The following is a 20,201-nucleotide window of genomic DNA, read 5'->3' on the forward strand; positions in this document are numbered from 1 at the left end:
GATTTGATAATGGATTGGTTTCCCGAAAAAAACTTTTAACTATAATACAATACGAATGAAAACTAACCGAAAAACCCTTTTATGTGTAGCTCTCACCTCTTTTGCTTTGAGTTTCAATACAGTTTCTGCACAAAAATCTGCTGATACTTATAAAAATATTGAGTTTAAAATGGCTGAAGTCCAAGAACCTGTAATTCCGAATTACAGTGTAAATTTAAAAGACTTTGGAGCAGTAAATGGCGGTTATGTTTTAAATACAAAAGCTTTTGCTGATGCTATTGATGCGCTTTCTAAAAAAGGCGGTGGAAAATTAATTATTCCGCCTGGAATCTGGCTGACCTGGCCTATCATTCTGAAAAGCAATATTGAACTTCACGCTCAAACTGGCGCTTTAATTAAATTCTCTACAGACAAAACTTTATATCCAATTATAGAAACCAGTTTTGAAGGTTTAAATACTTGGCGTTGTATTTCTCCTATTTATGGAAAAAACTTAGAGAATATCGCATTTACTGGAAATGGTGTTTGGGATGGTTCTGGTGAAGCTTGGAGACAAGTTAAAAAGAGTAAATTAACAGACGAACAATGGAAGAAATTTGTAGCTTCTGGTGGCGTTTTAAACGAAAAGAAAGACAGTTGGTATCCTTCTGAACAATATTTAAAAGGTGCGAAAGGTGCTGATCAGAACATTCGTCTAGATTTGAAAACAAAAGAAGATTTTGAAGCCATTCATGATTTCCTTCGTCCAGTTTTGGTCAGCATTCAAAATAGTAAAAGAGTAATGTTTGACGGACCAGTTTTCCAAAATTCTCCTGCGTGGAATATTCACCCGCTATTAATTGAAGATTTAATTGTTCGAAATATTACCGTTCGCAATCCGTGGTTTTCTCAAAATGGTGACGGACTTGACGTTGAATCTTGTAAAAATGTAGTAATCGAAAATTCAAGTTTTGATGTGGGAGATGATGCCATCTGTATCAAATCTGGAAAAGATAAGGACGGACGTGACAGAGGTGTTCCTTGCGAAAATATTATTGTAAAAAATAATATCGTATATCATGGACACGGCGGTGTTACGGTTGGAAGTGAAATGTCTGGAGGAGTAAAAAACCTGCACGTTTCTAACTGCACTTTTATGGGGACTGATGTTGGACTTCGTTTCAAAAGTACTCGCGGGCGTGGCGGTGTTGTAGAAAATATTTATATCTCAGACGTTTTTATGACTGATATTCCTTCTCAGGCAATTTCTTTTGATTTGTATTACGGAGGAAAATCGATCGCTGAAACTTTAGCTGAAGGCGGAAATACAGTAAGCACAAAAGCAATTCCAATAAACGAAGAAACGCCTCAGTTTAAAAATATCGTAATCAAAAATATTACAATCAAAGGCGCTCAGCAAGCGGTATTTTTACAAGGACTTCCTGAAATGAATTTAGAGAATATTGAAATCACAAACTTAATTGCAAAAGCGCAAAAAGGATTTTCTATAATTGATGCTAACAGAATTAAAATCAGCAACGCTCAATTAGATATTGAAGCTAAAAATGCCTTCGAAATTTATAATACTAAAAACCTTTCGCTGAAAAATATCGAGTTTAATCCTTCTTCTTCAAACGCGATTACGATTAATGGTGAAGCGAGTAAGAATATTGATTTAAGTGGTTCTTCAGCTAATTTTTCTAAGACGACTACTATTGATAAAAACGTTCCTAAAAAAGCGGTCAAATTTTAAGAATCAATTTCAACATAGTCCGTAGTTTCAACCACGGGTACGCAAAGAGAGACGTGACAATATTGAATTCTAGTGGTTGAAACCACGGGCTATATTTCGAGCCTTATTAAAATAGGCCAAAGGCCTCAAAGCACAAACATAGAGCAACGCTCTATGATTTTCATAGACAAGCACAATAAAGCCCTGAAAGGGCGTAAGCAACTACGTGATAATTAATGCTTACGCCCTTTCAGGGCTTTATTATGTGCCGCCTTCTTCTTTATCACTGGGCGCTGCCCTGTGTTCATGATAGGAGCCTTTCAGGCTCTTTAACTTTACGAGCTAACTCATAATCTATAAATCATAACTTACAACCAACTCATAACTCATAACTCATAACTTATAAAACTCATTCGCATTCTCAAACCAAATCTTATTCTGATCTTCAACAGAATACTTCGAAATATAATCTTCTAAAGTTTTTACGACTTCATAATAATCAGAAGCCACATTAAGAACTGGCCAGTCTGAGCCGTACATTAATTTATCAACTGAAAAGTTTTCAAAAATTACATCTAAATATGGTTTTAAATCTTCTGGCTTCCAATTTTTCCAATCGGCTTCTGTGACCATTCCCGAGATTTTACACCAAACATTATCATGTTTTGCAATTTCTTCAATGCCACTTTTCCAAGTATAAATAGTTTCTGATTTAATATCTGGTTTGGCAATATGATCGATTACAAACTTTTGATTTGGAAAATCTTTTACTAAACTTATTGCTGCTGGTAATTGACGTTCGAAAATCAGAATATCATAAGTATAATTAAATGGCTTTAAAGCTTGAATTCCATTTCTGAATTCTGTTCCATACATAAAATCATCTGCTTCGCCTTGCACAACATGTCTAAAACCTTTCAGCTTTTTTTGATCTGAAAAAAATTGCAAACGTTCTTCAATGTTTTCATTTCGCAAATCGATCCAGCCGACAACACCTTTTATAAAATCATTTTTAGAAGCCAAATCCAATAAAAAATGAGTTTCTTCTTCCGATTGGCTTGCTTGAACAGCAACACAACCTTCAAACTGGTTTTCTTTTAATAAAGGTTCTAAATCTCCAGGAAGAAAATCTCTTTGGATATTCTGCATGGTTTCGTCGATCCAGCTGTCTCGAACAGGATCAAACACCCAAAAATGCTGATGGGAATCTATTCTTTTACTCATAACTTTTTAATTAACATCGCTGATTAAAGCGCGGTCTAAATGTACGTAACCTCCATCCACAAAAACAAATTGTCCCGTAGTATGCGATGATTTTTCTGAAATGACGAAAAGTGCTGTATCTGCAATTTCTTCTGTTTTAGTCATACGACTTTCTAACGGAATACTTTTATTGATTTTATTCAAAACAGTTTCGCCATCTGGCAATGTTTTGATCCAATCTTCGTAAGCAGGCGTGTAACTTTCAGCAATAATAATCGCATTAGAACGAATTCCGTACTGAATCAAATCTACCGCCCATTCTCTTGTTAAGCCTAAAACTCCTCCTTTCGCAGCGGCGTAACCTGAAGTTCCGCCTTGTCCAGTTAAGGCAACTTTTGAACCGATATTCAAAATATTTCCTTTAGATTCTTTTAAATATGGAAGTGAATATTTAGCTAAAAGAAAATAACTTACCACATTCAATTTTAAAGAATCCATAAATTCGTCGTAAGAAGCGTCTAATCCAGCACCGTCATTAACACCAACGTTATTGATAATAGCATCAATCCTTCCATATTTAGCTCCAATTACTTTTACAGCGTTTTCTATTGCAACAGGATCAGTTACATCAGTCTGTACAAATAAAGAATTAACGCCTCTTTTTTGAAGTCTTTCCACGTATTCGAAACCTCTTGCGTTTCTGTCAACTAAAACTGGAATGGCTCCTTCATCAGCTAATCTATTTACGATTGTTTCTCCAATACTGCCTTCTTTTCCAGCCGAACCAGAAACGACAACTATTTTATTTTTTAAGTTTAAATCCATTTTTTATGGGTATTAAAATTTATTTTAAACACATAGAAACATAGTTTTTAAAACTGCTCAAAGGTGTTTCACTTGCATTAAAACACATAGCTATGTGTTAAGAAACTAGTTTCTTTTTTATTCTCTTTTATACACAATAAAAATCTATGTTTCTATGTGTTTATTTTTTCTCTCAGTCTTGTCATTCCGAGGAACGAGGAATCTCCGCAAGTTGCTCCACAATCTAAATCGTCAATCTTTGTAGAGTTTCTTGCGGAGATCCTTCCTTCGTCAGGATGTCAAACTGTACGTTAAAAGATTGACTATAATTCCTAATCTATTTCAATTAACGCCTTAATCACATTATTCTTCGGATCAATCAGGTTTCCAAAATCAGTAATCATTTCAGAAAAACTGGTTCTGTGCGTGATATATTTCTTCGGATCGATTTTTCCTTCTTTCAAACATTTCATTACATATTCAAAATCTTCAATAGTAGCATTTCGGCTGCTCATTAAAGTTGATTCTCTTTTGTGGAAATCGGGATGACTAAAACTTAATTCGCCTTTTTGAAGTCCGACCAAAACAAATCTTCCGCCATGCGAAATATAATTGAAAGCGCTGTTCATCACTTTCTGATTTCCAGTTGCATCAATAACTACGTTTGCCATGTCGCCATTTGTTAATTCAGCTAATTTTTGAGCAACATCATCGTTCAACGGATTAATCGTTTCATCAGCATTTAGTTCTGTTTTACAGAAATTTAATCTGTAATCGTTGATATCCATTACAATTACTTTGGCTCCAGCGATTTTAGCAAACTGAATCAAACCAATTCCAATTGGTCACTGCTCCCATTACCAAAACGGTATCCGTTGGTTTTACAGCTGCCCTTCTAACTCCGTGCGCTGCAATTGCTAATGGTTCAACCAAAGCCAATTCATCATAATCTAAACCTTGACCGTGTAATAAATATTGTTCTGGAATCGACACATATTCAGCCATTCCGCCATCAATATGAACCCCGAAAACTTTGATATTTACACAGCAGTTTGTCAATCCGTTTCGGCACGCAACACATTTTCCGCAGTTGAAATACGGAATAAAAGTCACTTTATCTCCCGGTTTAAAACCTGCTGCATTTCCTTTTACATATTCTGCAGCCAATTCGTGACCTAAAATTCTTGGATATTCAAAATAAGGCTGAGTTCCCCCAAAAGCGTGAATATCAGTTCCGCAGATTCCGATTCTTTTGATTTTCAATAAAACTTCCCCCTCTTTTGGTTCTGGAATACTGGTTTCTTTTAGTAGAAATTCCTGCGGTTTTTCGCAAACAATATATTTCATTTTTTGTTTCGTTTAAATTTGTAATTAGACGCGGATGATACAGATTCGCTACCGCGAAGACGCGGATTAAACGGGTTTTTCATTAATTTTTTTTAAATTTAAAATCTGTTTAATCCGCGTTTTTACGAAGTAAATCCGTTTTATCCGTGTCACTATTCATTAGTACAATAACAAATTGTTATATTACTTTTTATAAGCTACAGCCTTTTGTTTACTCGTTCCTAAACCTTCAATTCCCAATTCAACAACATCGCCCGCTTTAATGTAAATTGGATCTGGTTTTATTCCTAAACCAACACCTGGAGGCGTTCCAGTACTGATAATATCACCCGGAAGCAAAGTCATAAACTGACTTAAATAATGTACCAAATAAGGAATTTTGAAAACTAAATTTAAGGTATTGCTGTCTTGGTATTTTTTACCGTTTACCGTTAGCCACATCTTTAAATTGTCTACATCTGCGATCTCATCTTTTGTAGCCAAAAATGGTCCAAGAGGCGCAAAAGTGTCACTTCCTTTTCCTTTTGCCCATTGTCCGCCGCGCTCCAGCTGAAAAGCTCTTTCGCTATAATCGTTTAATAAAGCATAACCAGCAACATAATCTAAAGCCTCTGCTTCTTCAACATAACTTGCTTTTTTACCAACGACAAAAGCCAATTCTACTTCCCAATCTGTTTTTTCACTATTCTTTGGAATAATCAAATCATCGTCTGGACCGCACAAAGAAGTTGTTGATTTAAAAAAAATAATCGGTTCTGTCGGAATCGGAGCGTTTGTTTCTTTACAGTGATCAATATAATTCAATCCAATACAGATAATTTTTGAAGGTCTTGCAACAGGCGAACCCAAACGTACTGAAGCATCTACTTCTGGTAAAGTTGGATTGCTTTCTAATGCTTTTTGTAATTTCTCTAATCCGTTTTCTTCAAAGAAACTTTCGTTAAAATCGGTTACAATCGAAGAAACATCATATCTCTTTTCTCCAATCAAAACTCCAGGTTTCTCTTTTCCGATTTCTCCAAAACGTATTAATTTCATAATCGTATATTTTTAATTGTTAGTTTATATTTTATGGTAATTCTTCATTTATAAATTAAAAATTCTTCAAAAGAACAAAATAAAATTAATAAATGTAAAAAATACAATTACAAAAATACTTTTTAAAAATTAATAACCGAGATATATTTTATTTTCCATTAATGAAAATGACTAAACTTTAAATTTTTATAACATTTTTTAGACGGTTTGTAAAAATTATATCACTAATTATCCTTTTATGCAAAAAAGATTCTTTAATAAATAAAGGATTTCTTGTTCATTTAAATCTTATTTCTACTTTTGTAATTGTATTTTTTACATTTATTATTTCAAACGATTTCACTACTCAAAAATTCCTATACAAAAATGATAAAATTAAAAGGCATAACTTGGAATCATACAAGAGGTTTACTTCCAATGGTTGCTACATCGCAGCGTTTTACTGAACTACATCCTGATGTTGAAATTTCTTGGGAAAAGAGAAGTTTACAAGAATTTGCCGATGCTTCTATTGAAGACCTAGCCAAAAGATTTGATTTATTGGTAATCGATCATCCTTGGACAGGTTTTGGAGCTCAAACCAAGGCGATTCTTCCGTTATCTGATTATTTATCAAACGAATATATTAAAGATCAAGAAATTAATACGGTTGGCAAATCGTACGGAAGTTATGTTTTTCACGACAAATTATGGGCTCTTCCTATCGATGCTGCAACTCCGGTTGCTTCTGCCCGCTTGGATATTTTAGAAAAAAATAATTTAGAAGTTCCCAAAACCTACGAGGATTTATTGGCTTTAGCGAAAAAAGGTTTAGTCGCTTTTGCTGGAATTCCGGTAGATGTTTTAATGAGTTTTTATATGTTTTGCTGCAGTTTAGGCGAAGCTCCTTTTCTTTCGGAAGAAAAAGTGATTTCTGAAACTACAGGAATCAAAGCGCTTCAAATGTTTAGAGAACTGGCGCAGTTGATTGATCCAGCTAACTTTAACCGTAATCCAATTCAAGTTTACGAAGCAATGGTCAATTCAGACGAAATCGCGTATTGCCCTTTTGCTTACGGTTATTCTAATTATTCTCGCATTGGCTACTGCCAAAACCTTTTACAATTTTATGATTTAGTAAAACTGAATGAGAATCCGATGATTTCTTCTTTGGGTGGAACTGGATTAGCGGTTTCTTCATTCAGCGAACATATTGATACAGCCATAAAATACGCTGAATTTACGTGTTCATCACAGGTTCAGCAGAATATTTATACCGATAATGGTGGTCAGCCAGGACATTTGCAAGCTTGGAAAAGCGAAAGAATTAATGGAGTGACACACGATTATTTCAAAAATACTTTACCTGCTTTAGAGCGCGCTTTTCTTCGTCCGAGATATTATGGTCACATGTATTTCCAAGATCATGCTGGAGATGTCGTTCGCAATTATTTGATGAATGGCGGAGACGAATTAAAAGTATTGGAAGAAATGAATTCGCTTTACGCGGAATCTCTAAAAATCCAGACCGTATGAGACCTCTAGAAGGATTAATTGTTCTGGAATTCTGCCAGTTTCTAGCAGGCACCTTCAGCTGGTTTAAAACTGGCCGATTTGGGCGCACGCGTAATTAAAATTGAGCGTCCTGTAAAAGGGGAAGCTTGCAGACAATTGAGCATCAAAGATTTATTTGTAGACGATAGCAGTTTGCTTTTTCATACCATAAACCGAAATAAAGAATCTTTTGCAGCCGATTTAAAAAATCCTGACGATTTAGGTTTAATCAAAAAACTAATCGAAAATGCGGATATTATGACGCATAATTTCAGACCTGGAGTGATGGAAAAAATCGGTTTAGATTTTGAAAATACGCTTTCTATTAATCCGCAGATTATTTACGGAACTATTACAGGTTATGGAAATGAATGCCCGTGGGCAAAAAAACCGGGACAAGATTTATTATTGCAATCGCTTTCTGGCTTAAGCTGGCTAAGTGGACGCAAAAGTCAAGGGCCAGTTCCTTTTGGTTTGGCTGTAGCCGATTTAATGTGCGGAAATCATTTTGTACAAGGAATTTTGGCAGCGCTTTTAAAAAGAGCTAAAACTAAAAAAGGCGTTTTAGTTGAAGTTAGTTTGTTAGAATCTATACTAGATGTACAATTTGAAGCTATTACTTCTTTCTTAAATGATGGCGGTCAATTGCCTGAACGCGGCGATATTAAAGGAAGTGCACATGCTTTTCTGAGTGCTCCTTATGGAGTTTATCAAACGCAAGACGGCTTTTTGTCTCTTGCTATGGGCGATTTACTTTTTATTGGAAAAACATTAGGATTAGATTTAAACGCTTTCGCTGATAAACATCTTTGGTTTGAAAAACGCGACGAAATCAGAACAATTTTGAGTGAAAGAATTCAAACTCAAACTTCTGATTATTGGATTGAAATCTTACAGAAAGAAGGTATTTGGTGCGGTAAAGTGTTCAATTACGAAGAATTAGATAGTCAATCTTTTGTAACTGAATTACAGCTGAAACAAACCGTAAAAAATACTGACGGCGAAACTTTGGTAACCACCAGAAGTCCAATACAATTGGATGGAGAAATTCTGTTAAGCGAAAAAGCAGCACCAAAAGTAGGACAAGATAATTTAAGCATACACAAAGAGTTTATTCAAGTTAAATGATACGCAACAGCTTAAATTAAAATCTGTGCAAATCTGCTTTAATCTGCACAAATCTGCGTGAAAAAATCTATGCGCTAAAAGTATTTCACGCAGATTTACACAGATTTTAGCAGATCAAATTAGATTTTTAATTGTTGAATAAAAACGATTAAACACATAACCGATTAAACGGTTAAACATAAAAAAAATGAAACCATTAGAAGATTATTTAATTGTAGATTTCAGTCAGTTTCTTTCAGGTTCGTCGGCGAGTTTACGTCTGGCAGATTTGGGTGCTCGCGTGATAAAAATTGAAAAACCGGGAACGGGAGATATCTGCCGTACTTTATATACTTCTGATTTGATTATGAATGGCGAATCGTCTGTTTTTCATACTATCAACAGAAACAAAGAATCTTTTGCGATTGATTTTAAACAGCCAGAGGAACTTCAAAAACTAAAAAAATTATTAGCCAAGGCTGATGTTGTGATGCATAATTTCAGACCTGGAGTTATGGAACGCATTGGTTTAAGTTATGTTGACGTAAAAAACATTAATCCAAATGTGATTTACGGATCAATTTCGGGTTTTGGAGAACATCCAGATTTGAAAGATTTACCAGGTCAGGATCTGCTTTTACAATCATTAACTGCTCTAACTTGGCTTAGCGGCAATCAGGAAGATGGTCCAGTTCCAATGGGATTATCAATTGTTGACATGCTTGCCGGAGCGCATTTGGCACAAGGAATTTTGGCCGCTTTATATAGAAAAGCAACTCATAATATTGGCGCGCAAGTTCAAGTCAGTATGCTTGAATCGGCATTTGATTTTCAGTTTGAAACTATTACGACTTATTTTAATGATGGAGGAGAATTGCCAGTTCGAACCAAAACCAATAACGCACACGCTTATTTGGGCGCGCCATACGGAATTTACAAAACCAAAAACGGTTATTTGGCACTTGCAATGGGTTCGATTCCTGTTTTGGCTTCTTTGCTGCAATGTGATGCTTTATTGGCTTTTCCTGAAAATAAATTTACGCTTAGAGACGAAATCAAAAATATTCTTGCCGATCATTTGCAAACGCAGGAAACACAGTCTTGGCTTGATATTTTAGAACCAGCCGACATTTGGTGTGCAGGAGTTTTAAACTATCAGCAGCTATTTGCTGAAGATGGATTTAAGGTTTTGAATTTCACTCAGCAAGTCGAAATGCTTGACGGCTATAATTATAAAACAACACGCTGTCCGATAAAAATTGACGGTGAATATCTGACTTCAGGAAAAGGTTCGCCGAAACTAGGTCAGGACAACGAGAAAATTATTAAAGAATTTATTGACTGCTGATGGAAAAAATTAGAATCGCCGTTCGAAAATTCAATCCGTTCGAAAGTACACTTCAAAAGTTGTGGGATGCATTTTCAATTCAAAACAATATACAAATTGAAGCTGAAATGGTTGCATTGGAACTTCATGATTTATATGAAACCACCATTTCACATAAAGGTTTAAAAGAAGGAAAATGGGATATTGCCCATATCAATACCGATTGGATTTTTGATGCTGCAAACGAAAATGCGGTTCTTAATTTATTTTCATTAATTGGAGAAAATCCACCAGAAAATTATCCTTTCGGATGGCATAAATCGCTGTTGCATTTACAAAAATTGAGTAACGGCATTTTCGGACTTCCGTTTCATGATGGTCCAGAATGTCTGATTTACCGAAAAGATTTATTCGAAAACGAAACAGAAAAAGAGAATTTTCAAAAGCAGTTTGGTTACGAACTTGCTACACCTAAAACGTGGCAGGAATTTTCAGAAATTGCCACATTTTTTAATCGTCCCGAACAAAATTTATACGGTGCTGTTTTTGCCAATTACCCAGACGGACATAATATGGTTTTTGACTTTTGTCTGCAATTATGGACACGCGGCGGTTCTTTATTAAACAAAAAAAATCAGATTGACATTCATAACGAAGCCGCGATAAAAGCATTAGATTTTTATCGAAAAATGGTCAATAACAAAAATGCCGTTCACCCAAATTCGAGAGAATTTGGTTCGGTTGAAGCGGGTTTGGCTTTCGCCGAAGGGCAAGCGGCAATGGCAATCAACTGGTTCGGATTTGCTTCTATGGCAGAAGTAATTGAAGAATCAAAAGTGAAAGGAAAAATCGACATCACTTCCCTTCCATCCGATCCTGGGCATAAAACAGCTTCTTTGAATGTATATTGGTTGTATACCATTGGTTCTGGAAGCAAACACAAAAAACTGGCTTACGATTTTTTACGTTTTGCCACTACACCCGAAAGTGACAAATTATTGACCACAGAAGGCGGAATCGGATGCAGAAAATCGACTTGGAAAGACGCAGAAATCAATACTTTAATTCCGTTTTATCATAAACTGGAAATGCTTCATGAAAATGCATTAACATTGCCTCAAACGCCAATCTGGCCAAAAGTAGCCGAACTGATTGATGGCACAGTTTTAAAAGCTATTGAAACCGATATTTCATCGGCAATACTTTTAGAAGAAACTCAGAAAAAAATTAGAGAATTAAGTCAAGGAACAACATTACACAGCTCTGTCAAAAATTAAACTTGGCAGGCTTAATTTCAAAATATAGAACAAATGAATATTCCCTATAAACCTTTACTTCCCCAAACAGAACAGCCCATCGTAATTATTGGAGCGAGCGGTATTGTAAAAGATGCCCATCTTCCTGCTTACGAAATGGCTGGTTTTAAAGTTTTTGGTATTACCAACAGAACCATCTCAAAAGCGTACGATTTACAGAAACAATTCAAAATCGATCATGTTTTTGAAAGTGTTGCCGATGCAGTAAAAAATGCGCCATCAAACGCTGTTTACGATATTACCGTTTTACCAGATCAATACATCGAAATCTTAGAACAATTGCCAGACGGCGCTGCGGTTTTGATTCAGAAGCCGATGGGAAATGATTTGGCTCAGGCACGCGAAATTGTAGCAGTTTGCGAAAGAAAGAATCTCGTTGCTGCAATCAACTTCCAATTGCGTTTTGCCTCTTTTGTAAGCGCAGCGAGATATTTAATCGATCAGGGAATTATCGGCGAATTATACGATTTAGAATTTAAAGTTACCGTAAATACGCCTTGGGAATTATTCCCTTTAATAAAAGAACATCCAAGATTGGAGATTCTTTTCCATAGTGTTCATTATATTGACTGTATTCGATCTTTTCTGGGAAATCCGAAAAGTGTATTGGCAAAAACGGCTAAACATCCGCTTAAAAAATTATCATCAAGCCGATCTACTATTATTTTAGATTATGGCGAAGATAAACATGTTGTCATCAATACGAATCACGATCATCATTTTGGTCCAAAACATGAGGAAAGCTACATCAAATGGGAAGGAACAAAGGGCGCTGTTAAAGCAAAAATGGGCTTGTTAATGAATTATCCTGACGGTTTACCAGATGTTTTTGAATACGCTCTGCCAAAAAAAGATAATGAAAAGGAATACGAATGGACAGAAGTGAAACTGGAAGGTTCTTGGTTTCCAGAAGCTTTTATTGGTGCAATGTCTAATTTGATGCGTTACAAAGAGGGTTCTGACTCAGTTTTATCTGCCAGCGTTCAGGATGTTTTAGGAACAATGAAAGTTGTAGAAGCTTGTTATGAAAGTAACAAAAACGGCGGAATTTCTTTTGATGAAGTGTAATTAAAACACTATATTTCAAAACCAAAAAAAACAAATTTAAGCCTTCTTCAAAACAAACGTATTTTTTAAGTAAGGCCGACAAAAAATATCTATAATATGTATTTTAAATCGACTTTTTTCGAAGATTATCAAATCGACGATAAACGAATAACTTTAGGCAGAACCATTACAGAAACCGATTTTGTGGTTCATGCCGGACACACAGGAGATTTCTTCCCTCATCACATGGACGAAGAATGGTGCAAAACTCAGCCATTCGGACAAAGAATTGCGCACGGAACCATGGTGTTTGCCATCGGAATTGGATTAACCGCTTCGGAAATAAATCCAGAAGCTTTTTCTAGAGGTTACGACAAAATGCGTTTTGTAAAACCAGTTCATATTGGCGACACTATTCACTCTGAAATTACTATTTCTGAAAAAGGAGAAGCCAAAAATCCAGAAATGGGAACCGTAACCGAACATGTAAAAATCATTAATCAACGCGGTGAAGTCGTTTTGGTATGTGATCATCTATTGCTTGTGAAGAAAAGTCTCTAAGATGCTAAGATTCTAAGGTTTTAAAAACTTTGCGACTTTGCGTCTTTGTAGCAAAAGAAAAAAACTTAGAATCTCAGCACCTCAGAACCTTAGAAGCTATATAAAAATAAACTAAAAAACTATCTAAATGCAAATTACAAACCAAGCCGGCGATCAACACGAAGTGCCGACAGAAGGCGGAAAAGGAAATCAGTATCTTTTGCCTTTTATTCTAGTTACATGCCTATTTTTTCTTTGGGGAATGGCCCACAATTTAGATTCTGTTTTGATTCCGCACCTAAAGAAAGCGTGCGAATTAAACAATCGTCAATCTACTCTAATTGATACTTCTGTATTCTTTGCTTATTTTATTATGGCAATTCCAGCGGGAATGCTGATTAAAAGATTTGGTTATAAAAACAGTATTATCACAGGATTGTTAGTTTTTGCTGTTGGAGCATTTTTATTTGTTCCTGCCGCTAATACCAGAACTTACGAATTATTTTTATTCGCTCTATTCGTAATTGGATGCGGATTAACCATTTTAGAAACTAGCGCAAATCCTTACGCAGCAATATTACAGCCTGCTGAATCTTCTTCTAAAAGATTGAATTTAGCTGCTTCTTTCAACGGATTAGCTGCAATGGTTGCTCCAATTGTAGGTTCCTTATTCATTCTTTCGGGAACCAATCATACACCAGAGCAAATGGCAGCAATGCCTGAAGCAGAAAAAGCAGCCTATTTATTAGGCGAAGCAGCTTCTGTAAAAATGCCTTATATCGTTTTGGGAAGCATTTTGGTTTTGGTTGCTATTATATTTTACTTTGTACAACTGCCTTCAATGAAAGCAACTCATTCAGAGGCTGAAATAAAACCTGGATTTTTCTCTGTTTTAAAGTTCAGACACTTAAGCTGGGGCGTTGTAGCTCAGTTTTTCTATGTTGGAGCTCAAGTTTGTATTACAAGTTTCTTTATCAGAATTGCACAGCAAGGAGCTGGATTAGACGAAAAAACAGCTGGATATTACTTAGGAATCTATGGTTTCCTTTTTATGGCAGGACGTTTTATTGGAACATTCTTTTTACGTTTTGTAAAAGATTATGTTTTATTGTCAATCTACTGCGTCATGAGTGTTTTACTTTGTTTAGTAGCTATTTACGGTTCTGGAATTGTGGTTATCTACGCTCTTGGAGGAATTGGGTTCTTTATGTCAATTATGTTTCCAACGATTTTCTCTTTAGGAATTAAAGGTTTAAAATCGAATACAGAAACGGGTTCTTCTTGGTTGGTAATGTCGATCGTTGGAGGTGCCATTATTCCGTACGGAATGGGAACTTTAATCGATATGAATCATGATGATATTCAGTCGGGATATATTATTCCGTTAGTTTGTTTCTTGATTATTCTTTCTTTTGGAGCTTTTGGACATAAAGTAAAAGCTGTTTCTGAATAGTTTTTTAGCCACAGATTATTGGGATTAAAAAGGATTTTTTTTAACACCAATTAGACGAATTATCACAAATTTATTCTTTTAAATATTTAAATGTCAATTGCCTCCAGCTTTAGCTGGAGGTTTTTTGTTTATTGCAAATAAAAAGGCTTTAGCCAAACTTTTGCGCTTAGTTTGGCTAAAGCCAATAAATATAGAATCTAGTAACCTCCAGCTAAAGCTGGAGGCAATTCATTTTAGCCATGAATTAGCAAATAAAATACAAAAGCTCCAGAGGAGCGAAATATTTATAGCAAAAATTCCCAGCGCAAGAAAAAAAGCTCCAGAGGAGCGACATATTTATAGCACCTGAGGAGCGACATAATATCATCACAATACGTTTCCCGTGGTTGAAACCACGGGCTATGTTTGAAATATATAATCAATATATATTTTCCGTGGATAATATAATTTCATCAATGACATAAAATCAAAAACGCCTCCAATTGGAGGCGTTTTCTTTTAGTCATGTTTATTAATGGTTTTTGCCATTACCGTGATCGTGGTTCTTGTCTGACTTATTTCCTTTGTTTTTTCCTTTATTATCTTTATCATTTCCGTAATGATTTCCGTTGTTGCCTTTCGGTTTTTCACCTCTGTTTTTTTGAGGCTTTCCAACGTAACCTTTTGGATACTCTTTCATATGTTTAGTATGATAATAATAGGGTGCATCTCCTCTATAATCGGTCAAAACTACTTTATAGCCTGAATATAAATCATAACTTCTATATCTTGACGGAAGTCTTTTTTCGCGCATCCATTTTCCGCCATTATCGTAAATAAATACGCTCTGATTTACATCATAATATACATCAATGTCTGGTAGGTAATAATACCTGCTATCGTCATAACCTTGTGGTCCCCAATTAGGCGGTGTTCCGATGTTTACATTTACAGATACCTGAGCTTGAGCAAAAAATGCACTCATAAAAAGCATTGAGGCGAATACTAACTTTTTCATGTCTTTAGAATTTAAATGTTAATCTTAATAGATAATAATCGAAAGTAATGCCAAAAAATTGCTTGTTAAGCATTAATTATATAAAATTACTAAACTAATCGACGAAGAGTGCTTTTTAAACGATATACTTTTCAAAAAAAAAACCGTCTCAGATTTTGAGACGGTTTTTTATCATTATAAACAATTATTTCCAACCACCACCCAACGCTCTGTACAAATTAATAACAGCTTGCAATTTTTGAAGATTATCATTAACTCCGCTTAATTGCGCTGCTAAAAGATTTTGCTGTGATGTTAATACATCTGTATAGTTAGTTGCCGAACTGTATTCTAAAAGTTCTTGCGTAAAGTCTACTGCTTTCTCTAAAGCTGCAATTTGTTTAGCTCTAGAATCTTCTTTTTCAACAGCCATTTGGTACGCATACAAAGCATTTGAAACTTCCTGACCTGCTACTAAAAGGCTTTGCTGGAAATTATTGTATGCTTGTAATTGTTGTGACTGCGCCGTAGTCAATCTCATTTTATTTAAGCCATTATTGAATAAAGGCTGTGTTAATCCTCCAATAATCGAATAAAAAATAGAATGGCTGAAGAAATCATTCAATTCTAAATTTGAAAATCCTGTGCTTGCTGTAAGCGTCAGACTTGGATAAAAATACGTTTTAGCCAAATTAGTCGACTCAAAAGCAATTCTGAAATTAAATTCCGCTTGACGGACATCTGGACGATTATTTAATAACTGAGCAGGCATTCCGATTGCGATTTTTTCAGGAATAATCTGTGTTCCTAAAACGCCTCTATCAATTTGCCCACCTTGTCCAAGTAAAATATTTAAAGCGTTTTCGGTTTCACGAATGCTTTGTTTCAAATCTGGAATTAAAACTTCGGCCGCGTGCTGATTGGCTTCACTCTGAACAACCGCTGCACCTGTAACAATTGCTCCTTCTTTTAAAGCTTTAATCGTTTCAACGTTTTCGATACGAGTTTTTAAAGTTTCTTCCGTAATTCTTAGCGATTCATCATACGATAATAACAAGAAGTAATTATTGGCAATATCGGCAATCAACTGCGTTTGAACGGCTTGTTTTGCAGCATCGGAAGCTAAATAGGTTGCCAAAGCGGCTCTTTTAGAACTGCTTAATTTTCCCCAGACATCAATTTCCCATGAACTGCTAACACCTAATTTGTAAGTTGTAGTTAAGGTATTAATATTGATTCCGGCTGGAAAGTTTAATCCTGCCTGAGATTGCTTGTTGTGCGTGACATTGGCATCCAATTGCAATGATGGGTAATAAGCCAATTTACTCTGGCGTAAAGAAGCTCTTGCCTGAACAATATTCTCAATTGCATTTTTCAGATTTAGGTTCTGCTCTAAACCTTTTTGAATTAATGCGTTTAACTTTTCATCTTTAAAAACGGTATTCCAAGGCATGTCTGCAATTGTAGTCGAATCGGTTGTAGACTGATCACGGTACAATTGATCTGTTTTTAAAGTAGTGGGACGTTCGTATTTCTTGGTAACAGAGCACGCACTAATCAGTGCGGCTGTTATTACCAGTAGAATATATTTATTTGAACTATTCGTCATTTTTCTTGTAATTAAATTTTACTCTTTGTGAGCTTCTATTAAATGAATTTCGTCTTCATCGTCGTCTTCATCATCATAACCATCTTTAGCTGGACCGCTTATTTTTTCTTGCAAGTTTTGGAAGATGATAAACAGAACCGGAATAACAAATACTCCCAAAATAGTTCCAATTAACATACCTCCAACGGCTCCAGTACCAATCGATTTATTACCAACAGCTCCAGCTCCAGAAGCAAACATTAAGGGAACCAATCCTAAAATAAAGGCAAATGATGTCATCAAAATTGGACGTAAACGCGCTACAGCTCCTTCAATTGCAGATTGTACAACTGGCAATCCTTTACGTCTTCTGTCCAAAGCAAATTCGACAATCAAAATACCATTTTTCGCCAGAAGTCCGATAAGCATGATTAAGGAAATCTGCAGGTAAATATTACTATTCAATTTGAAAATAATCGAAAACAAATAGGCTCCTGCCAGTCCAAACGGAATTGATAATAATACGGCAAATGGCAGAATGTAACTTTCGTACTGTGCACTCAACAAGAAATAAACGAAAACCAAACATAAAATAAAGATGAAAATCGTCTCACTTCCTGATGCTAATTCCTCACGCGTTAAACCTGAGAATTCATAACCATAACCTGCAGGAAGATTCTCTGCAGCTACTTCCTGAATTGCTTTAATTGCATCTCCAGAACTGTAACCTGGTTTTGGCGCTCCTGTAATCGAGATTGACGTAAATAAGTTAAATCTCGAAATAGATTCTGGTCCAAAAACTCTCGTCATTTTTACAAACTCGGTAATTGGTGCCATATTTCCTGCGCTATTACGAACGAATATCTTGTTCAATCCTTCTGTATTCGCTCTAAATTCTGGCGCTGCCTGAACCATTACACGATATTGTTTTCCGAATTTGTTGAAATTCGAAGCGTACAATCCACCATAATAACCTTGCATGGTTGACAGAATCGTATTTACAGAAACTCCTGCGTCTTTCGCTTTCGCTAAATTAATATCCATCATAAACTGAGGGAAACCAGGGTTAAATGGCGTTGTAGCATATTGTATTTCAGGACGCTCAGATAATTTTGCTAAGAACTCATTATTCACTTTATAGAACTCAGAAGTCGTGTGTCCGCCTTTATCCTGCAATTGGAATTCGAATCCACCACTTTGTCCAAAACCTTGAATGGTTGGAGGCGAAATAAAGAATATACTTGCTTCACGAATACCGCTTGTTTTAGCAAAAAGCTGTCCGATTACATCATCAACGCTAAGATCACGCTGATCCCAAGGATATAATTTTACAATAACCATACTGTAAGCACTACCAGCTCCAGCGGTAAAGTTCTGCCCCACAATACGAAGTGTATTTTTAACGCCTGGAATTGTCTTTGCAATACTATCTACTCTTTTTGCGATAATATCAGAACGTTCCATCGAAGCTGATGGTGGTAAACTAATATTAGCAAAAACAGTTCCCTGATCCTCTGAAGGAACGAAAGCTGAAGGCGTAGTTTTCATCATATAAACTAATGCCACACCAGCAATTATAATTGAAGCTAATGCAATCCATTTTTTTACAGAAAGGAAACTTACTGAACGTTTGTATCTAGCGGTAACGTTATCAAACGCAACGTTAAATGAAGTATAGAAACGCTGTAAATAGCTTTTATGTTTATGATCGTCAGCATGCGGTTTCAATAAAAGCGCACATAAAGCCGGACTCAAAGTCAAGGCATTTACTGCCGAAAGAATAATCGCAACAGCCAGTGTAATACCAAACTGTTTGTAGAAAACTCCTGTAGATCCTCCAATAAAAGTTACCGGAATAAATACCGCGGCCATTACCAAGGTAATCGAAATAATTGCTCCGGAGATTTCGTCCATCGCATGAATTGTAGCTTTTTTAGCCGATTTATATCCGTGATCGAGTTTGGCGTGAACGGCCTCGACGACGACAATCGCATCATCGACCACAATACCAATGGCAAGAACCATCGCAAAAAGCGTCAATAAATTAATCGTAAATCCGAATAAATTCAGGAAGAAAAATGTTCCTACAATCGCAACCGGAACTGCAATTGCTGGAATTAATGTAGATCTAAAATCTTGAAGGAAAATAAACACCACGATGAAAACCAATATAAAGGCTTCCACCAAAGTATGAATTACTTTTTCGATAGAAGCATCTAAGTTTTCGTTAACGTCCACCATAATAGTGTACTTCATTCCTTTTGGAAAACTTTTTGCCGCTTCTTCAATCAATTTTTTAGAATTGATAATTACATCACGAGCATTAGATCCAGGCGTCTGGCTAATTGCCATCGCAGCCGATTCTACACCGTTTGTTTTAATGGTTGACGAATAACTTAAAGATCCTAATTCTACTTTAGCCACATCTTTAAGTCTTAGCATCTGTCCATTTCCAACAGATTTTATAACAATGTCTCCAAATTCCTCAGCACTTGTTAGACGTCCTTTATATTTAATTACATATTGAAATGCCTGATTTCCGTTTTCACCAAATTTACCTGGTGCCGCTTCGATATTTTGCTCGGCTAAAGCTGCCGAAATATCACTTGGAATCAGTTTATATTGTTGCATTACATCTGGTTTCAGCCAGATTCTCATCGAGTAATCTTTTGCACCAAAAACGGTTACATCTCCTACCCCAACAACACGCTGAATTTGCGGTACAAGGTTAATCTTTGCATAGTTTTGAAGAAACGTCTGATCGTAAGCTTTATCATCACTGTATAAAGAGAAAATCAACAAGTTACTACTCTGACTTTTGGTTACTGTAACCCCAGCCTGAGTTACCTCTACTGGCAACAAACTTGTTGCTCTAGAAACCCTGTTCTGAACGTTTACCGCTGCTAAGTCTGGATTGGTACCTACTTTAAAGAAAACTTTGATAGAAGCATTACCATCATTGGTTGCTGTAGAAGTCATGTAAGTCATGTTTTCTACACCATTAATTTGTTCTTCCAACGGAATAACGATACTTTTCAGTACCACATCTGCATTGGCTCCTGTATAGCTAGCTGCAACGTTTACGGTTGGAGGCGCAATATCTGGATATTGCGATATCGGTAACTCAATTAGGCCTAAAACACCTAAGATGACGATAATAACAGATATTACCGTCGAGAGTACGGGTCTTTGTATAAATTTTTTAAACATT

Annotated in this window: 15 protein-coding genes and 1 pseudogene; 9 read left to right on the forward strand and 7 right to left on the reverse strand. The window is 35.8% G+C overall.

Translation table 11 applies throughout. The annotated features are described in order from the left end of the window. The first annotated feature begins 55 nt into the window (after positions 1-55). Positions 56-1,732, forward strand: coding sequence for a glycoside hydrolase family 28 protein (locus tag ACPWTF_RS02120; protein ID WP_427874200.1), 1,677 nt, complete (start codon positions 56-58; stop codon positions 1,730-1,732). Between the two features lie 372 nt (positions 1,733-2,104). Here ACPWTF_RS02120 and ACPWTF_RS02125 read toward each other — a convergent pair whose 3' ends face one another. The 4 genes and pseudogenes from ACPWTF_RS02125 to ACPWTF_RS02140 all read right to left on the reverse strand — a co-directional run bounded on the left by ACPWTF_RS02125 (position 2,105) and on the right by ACPWTF_RS02140 (position 6,103). Beyond that, positions 2,105-2,935 carry an amidohydrolase family protein gene (locus tag ACPWTF_RS02125; protein WP_427874201.1) on the reverse strand — a complete coding sequence of 277 codons (831 nt, stop codon included), beginning with the start codon at positions 2,933-2,935 and terminating at the stop codon, positions 2,105-2,107. A gap of 6 nt (positions 2,936-2,941) precedes the next feature. After that, the gene (locus ACPWTF_RS02130; RefSeq protein ID WP_427874202.1) at positions 2,942-3,739 is read right to left on the reverse strand and encodes an SDR family oxidoreductase; all 798 of its coding nucleotides are present in this window, start codon (positions 3,737-3,739) and stop codon (positions 2,942-2,944) included. 311 nt (positions 3,740-4,050) lie between these two features. Then, positions 4,051-5,065 (reverse strand): annotated as a pseudogene (locus tag ACPWTF_RS02135) (zinc-binding alcohol dehydrogenase family protein). A 183-nt stretch (positions 5,066-5,248) separates the two neighbouring features. Next, positions 5,249-6,103, reverse strand: coding sequence for a fumarylacetoacetate hydrolase family protein (locus ACPWTF_RS02140; RefSeq protein ID WP_427874203.1), 855 nt, complete (start codon positions 6,101-6,103; stop codon positions 5,249-5,251). Positions 6,104-6,469: 366 nt separating this feature from the next. Here ACPWTF_RS02140 and ACPWTF_RS02145 point away from each other — a divergent pair, with 366 nt between their 5' ends. The 8 genes from ACPWTF_RS02145 to ACPWTF_RS02180 all read left to right on the forward strand — a co-directional run bounded on the left by ACPWTF_RS02145 (position 6,470) and on the right by ACPWTF_RS02180 (position 14,775). Beyond that, positions 6,470-7,618 (forward strand): ABC transporter substrate-binding protein, encoded by a 1,149-nt coding sequence (locus ACPWTF_RS02145; protein ID WP_427874204.1) that lies wholly within the window; start codon positions 6,470-6,472, stop codon positions 7,616-7,618. A gap of 78 nt (positions 7,619-7,696) precedes the next feature. Continuing rightward, positions 7,697-8,764, forward strand: coding sequence for a CaiB/BaiF CoA transferase family protein (locus tag ACPWTF_RS02150; protein WP_427874205.1), 1,068 nt, complete (start codon positions 7,697-7,699; stop codon positions 8,762-8,764). Between the two features lie 187 nt (positions 8,765-8,951). Then, positions 8,952-10,091 (forward strand): CaiB/BaiF CoA transferase family protein, encoded by a 1,140-nt coding sequence (locus ACPWTF_RS02155; protein WP_427874206.1) that lies wholly within the window; start codon positions 8,952-8,954, stop codon positions 10,089-10,091. Next, a complete protein-coding gene (locus tag ACPWTF_RS02160) occupies positions 10,091-11,347 on the forward strand; it encodes an extracellular solute-binding protein (protein ID WP_427874207.1) in 1,257 nt (418 codons plus the stop codon). The genes ACPWTF_RS02155 and ACPWTF_RS02160 overlap by 1 nt, the downstream gene beginning before the upstream one ends. 33 nt (positions 11,348-11,380) lie before the next feature. Next, on the forward strand, positions 11,381-12,454 hold the full coding sequence (locus tag ACPWTF_RS02165) for a Gfo/Idh/MocA family protein (protein WP_202004808.1): 1,074 nt from the start codon (positions 11,381-11,383) through the stop codon (positions 12,452-12,454). 96 nt (positions 12,455-12,550) lie between these two features. Beyond that, the gene (locus ACPWTF_RS02170; protein WP_427874208.1) at positions 12,551-12,994 is read left to right on the forward strand and encodes a MaoC/PaaZ C-terminal domain-containing protein; all 444 of its coding nucleotides are present in this window, start codon (positions 12,551-12,553) and stop codon (positions 12,992-12,994) included. A gap of 127 nt (positions 12,995-13,121) precedes the next feature. Further along, positions 13,122-14,426, forward strand: coding sequence for an L-fucose:H+ symporter permease (fucP, locus tag ACPWTF_RS02175; protein ID WP_427874209.1), 1,305 nt, complete (start codon positions 13,122-13,124; stop codon positions 14,424-14,426). Between the two features lie 97 nt (positions 14,427-14,523). Further along, positions 14,524-14,775, forward strand: coding sequence for a hypothetical protein (locus tag ACPWTF_RS02180; protein WP_427874210.1), 252 nt, complete (start codon positions 14,524-14,526; stop codon positions 14,773-14,775). A 162-nt stretch (positions 14,776-14,937) separates the two neighbouring features. Here ACPWTF_RS02180 and ACPWTF_RS02185 read toward each other — a convergent pair whose 3' ends face one another. The 3 genes from ACPWTF_RS02185 to ACPWTF_RS02195 all read right to left on the reverse strand — a co-directional run bounded on the left by ACPWTF_RS02185 (position 14,938) and on the right by ACPWTF_RS02195 (position 20,200). Beyond that, a complete protein-coding gene (locus ACPWTF_RS02185) occupies positions 14,938-15,423 on the reverse strand; it encodes a hypothetical protein (RefSeq protein WP_427874211.1) in 486 nt (161 codons plus the stop codon). A gap of 184 nt (positions 15,424-15,607) precedes the next feature. Continuing rightward, on the reverse strand, positions 15,608-17,011 hold the full coding sequence (locus ACPWTF_RS02190; RefSeq protein WP_427874212.1) for an efflux transporter outer membrane subunit: 1,404 nt from the start codon (positions 17,009-17,011) through the stop codon (positions 15,608-15,610). 18 nt (positions 17,012-17,029) lie between these two features. After that, positions 17,030-20,200: an efflux RND transporter permease subunit gene (locus ACPWTF_RS02195; protein WP_427874213.1), complete on the reverse strand. Its 3,171-nt coding sequence runs from the start codon at positions 20,198-20,200 to the stop codon at positions 17,030-17,032. Position 20,201: the final 1 nt, after the last annotated feature.

Origin of the sequence: Flavobacterium sp. MMS24-S5 (assembly GCF_050320125.1) — a bacterium.
GTDB classification, from domain to species: Bacteria; Bacteroidota; Bacteroidia; order Flavobacteriales; family Flavobacteriaceae; genus Flavobacterium; species Flavobacterium tyrosinilyticum.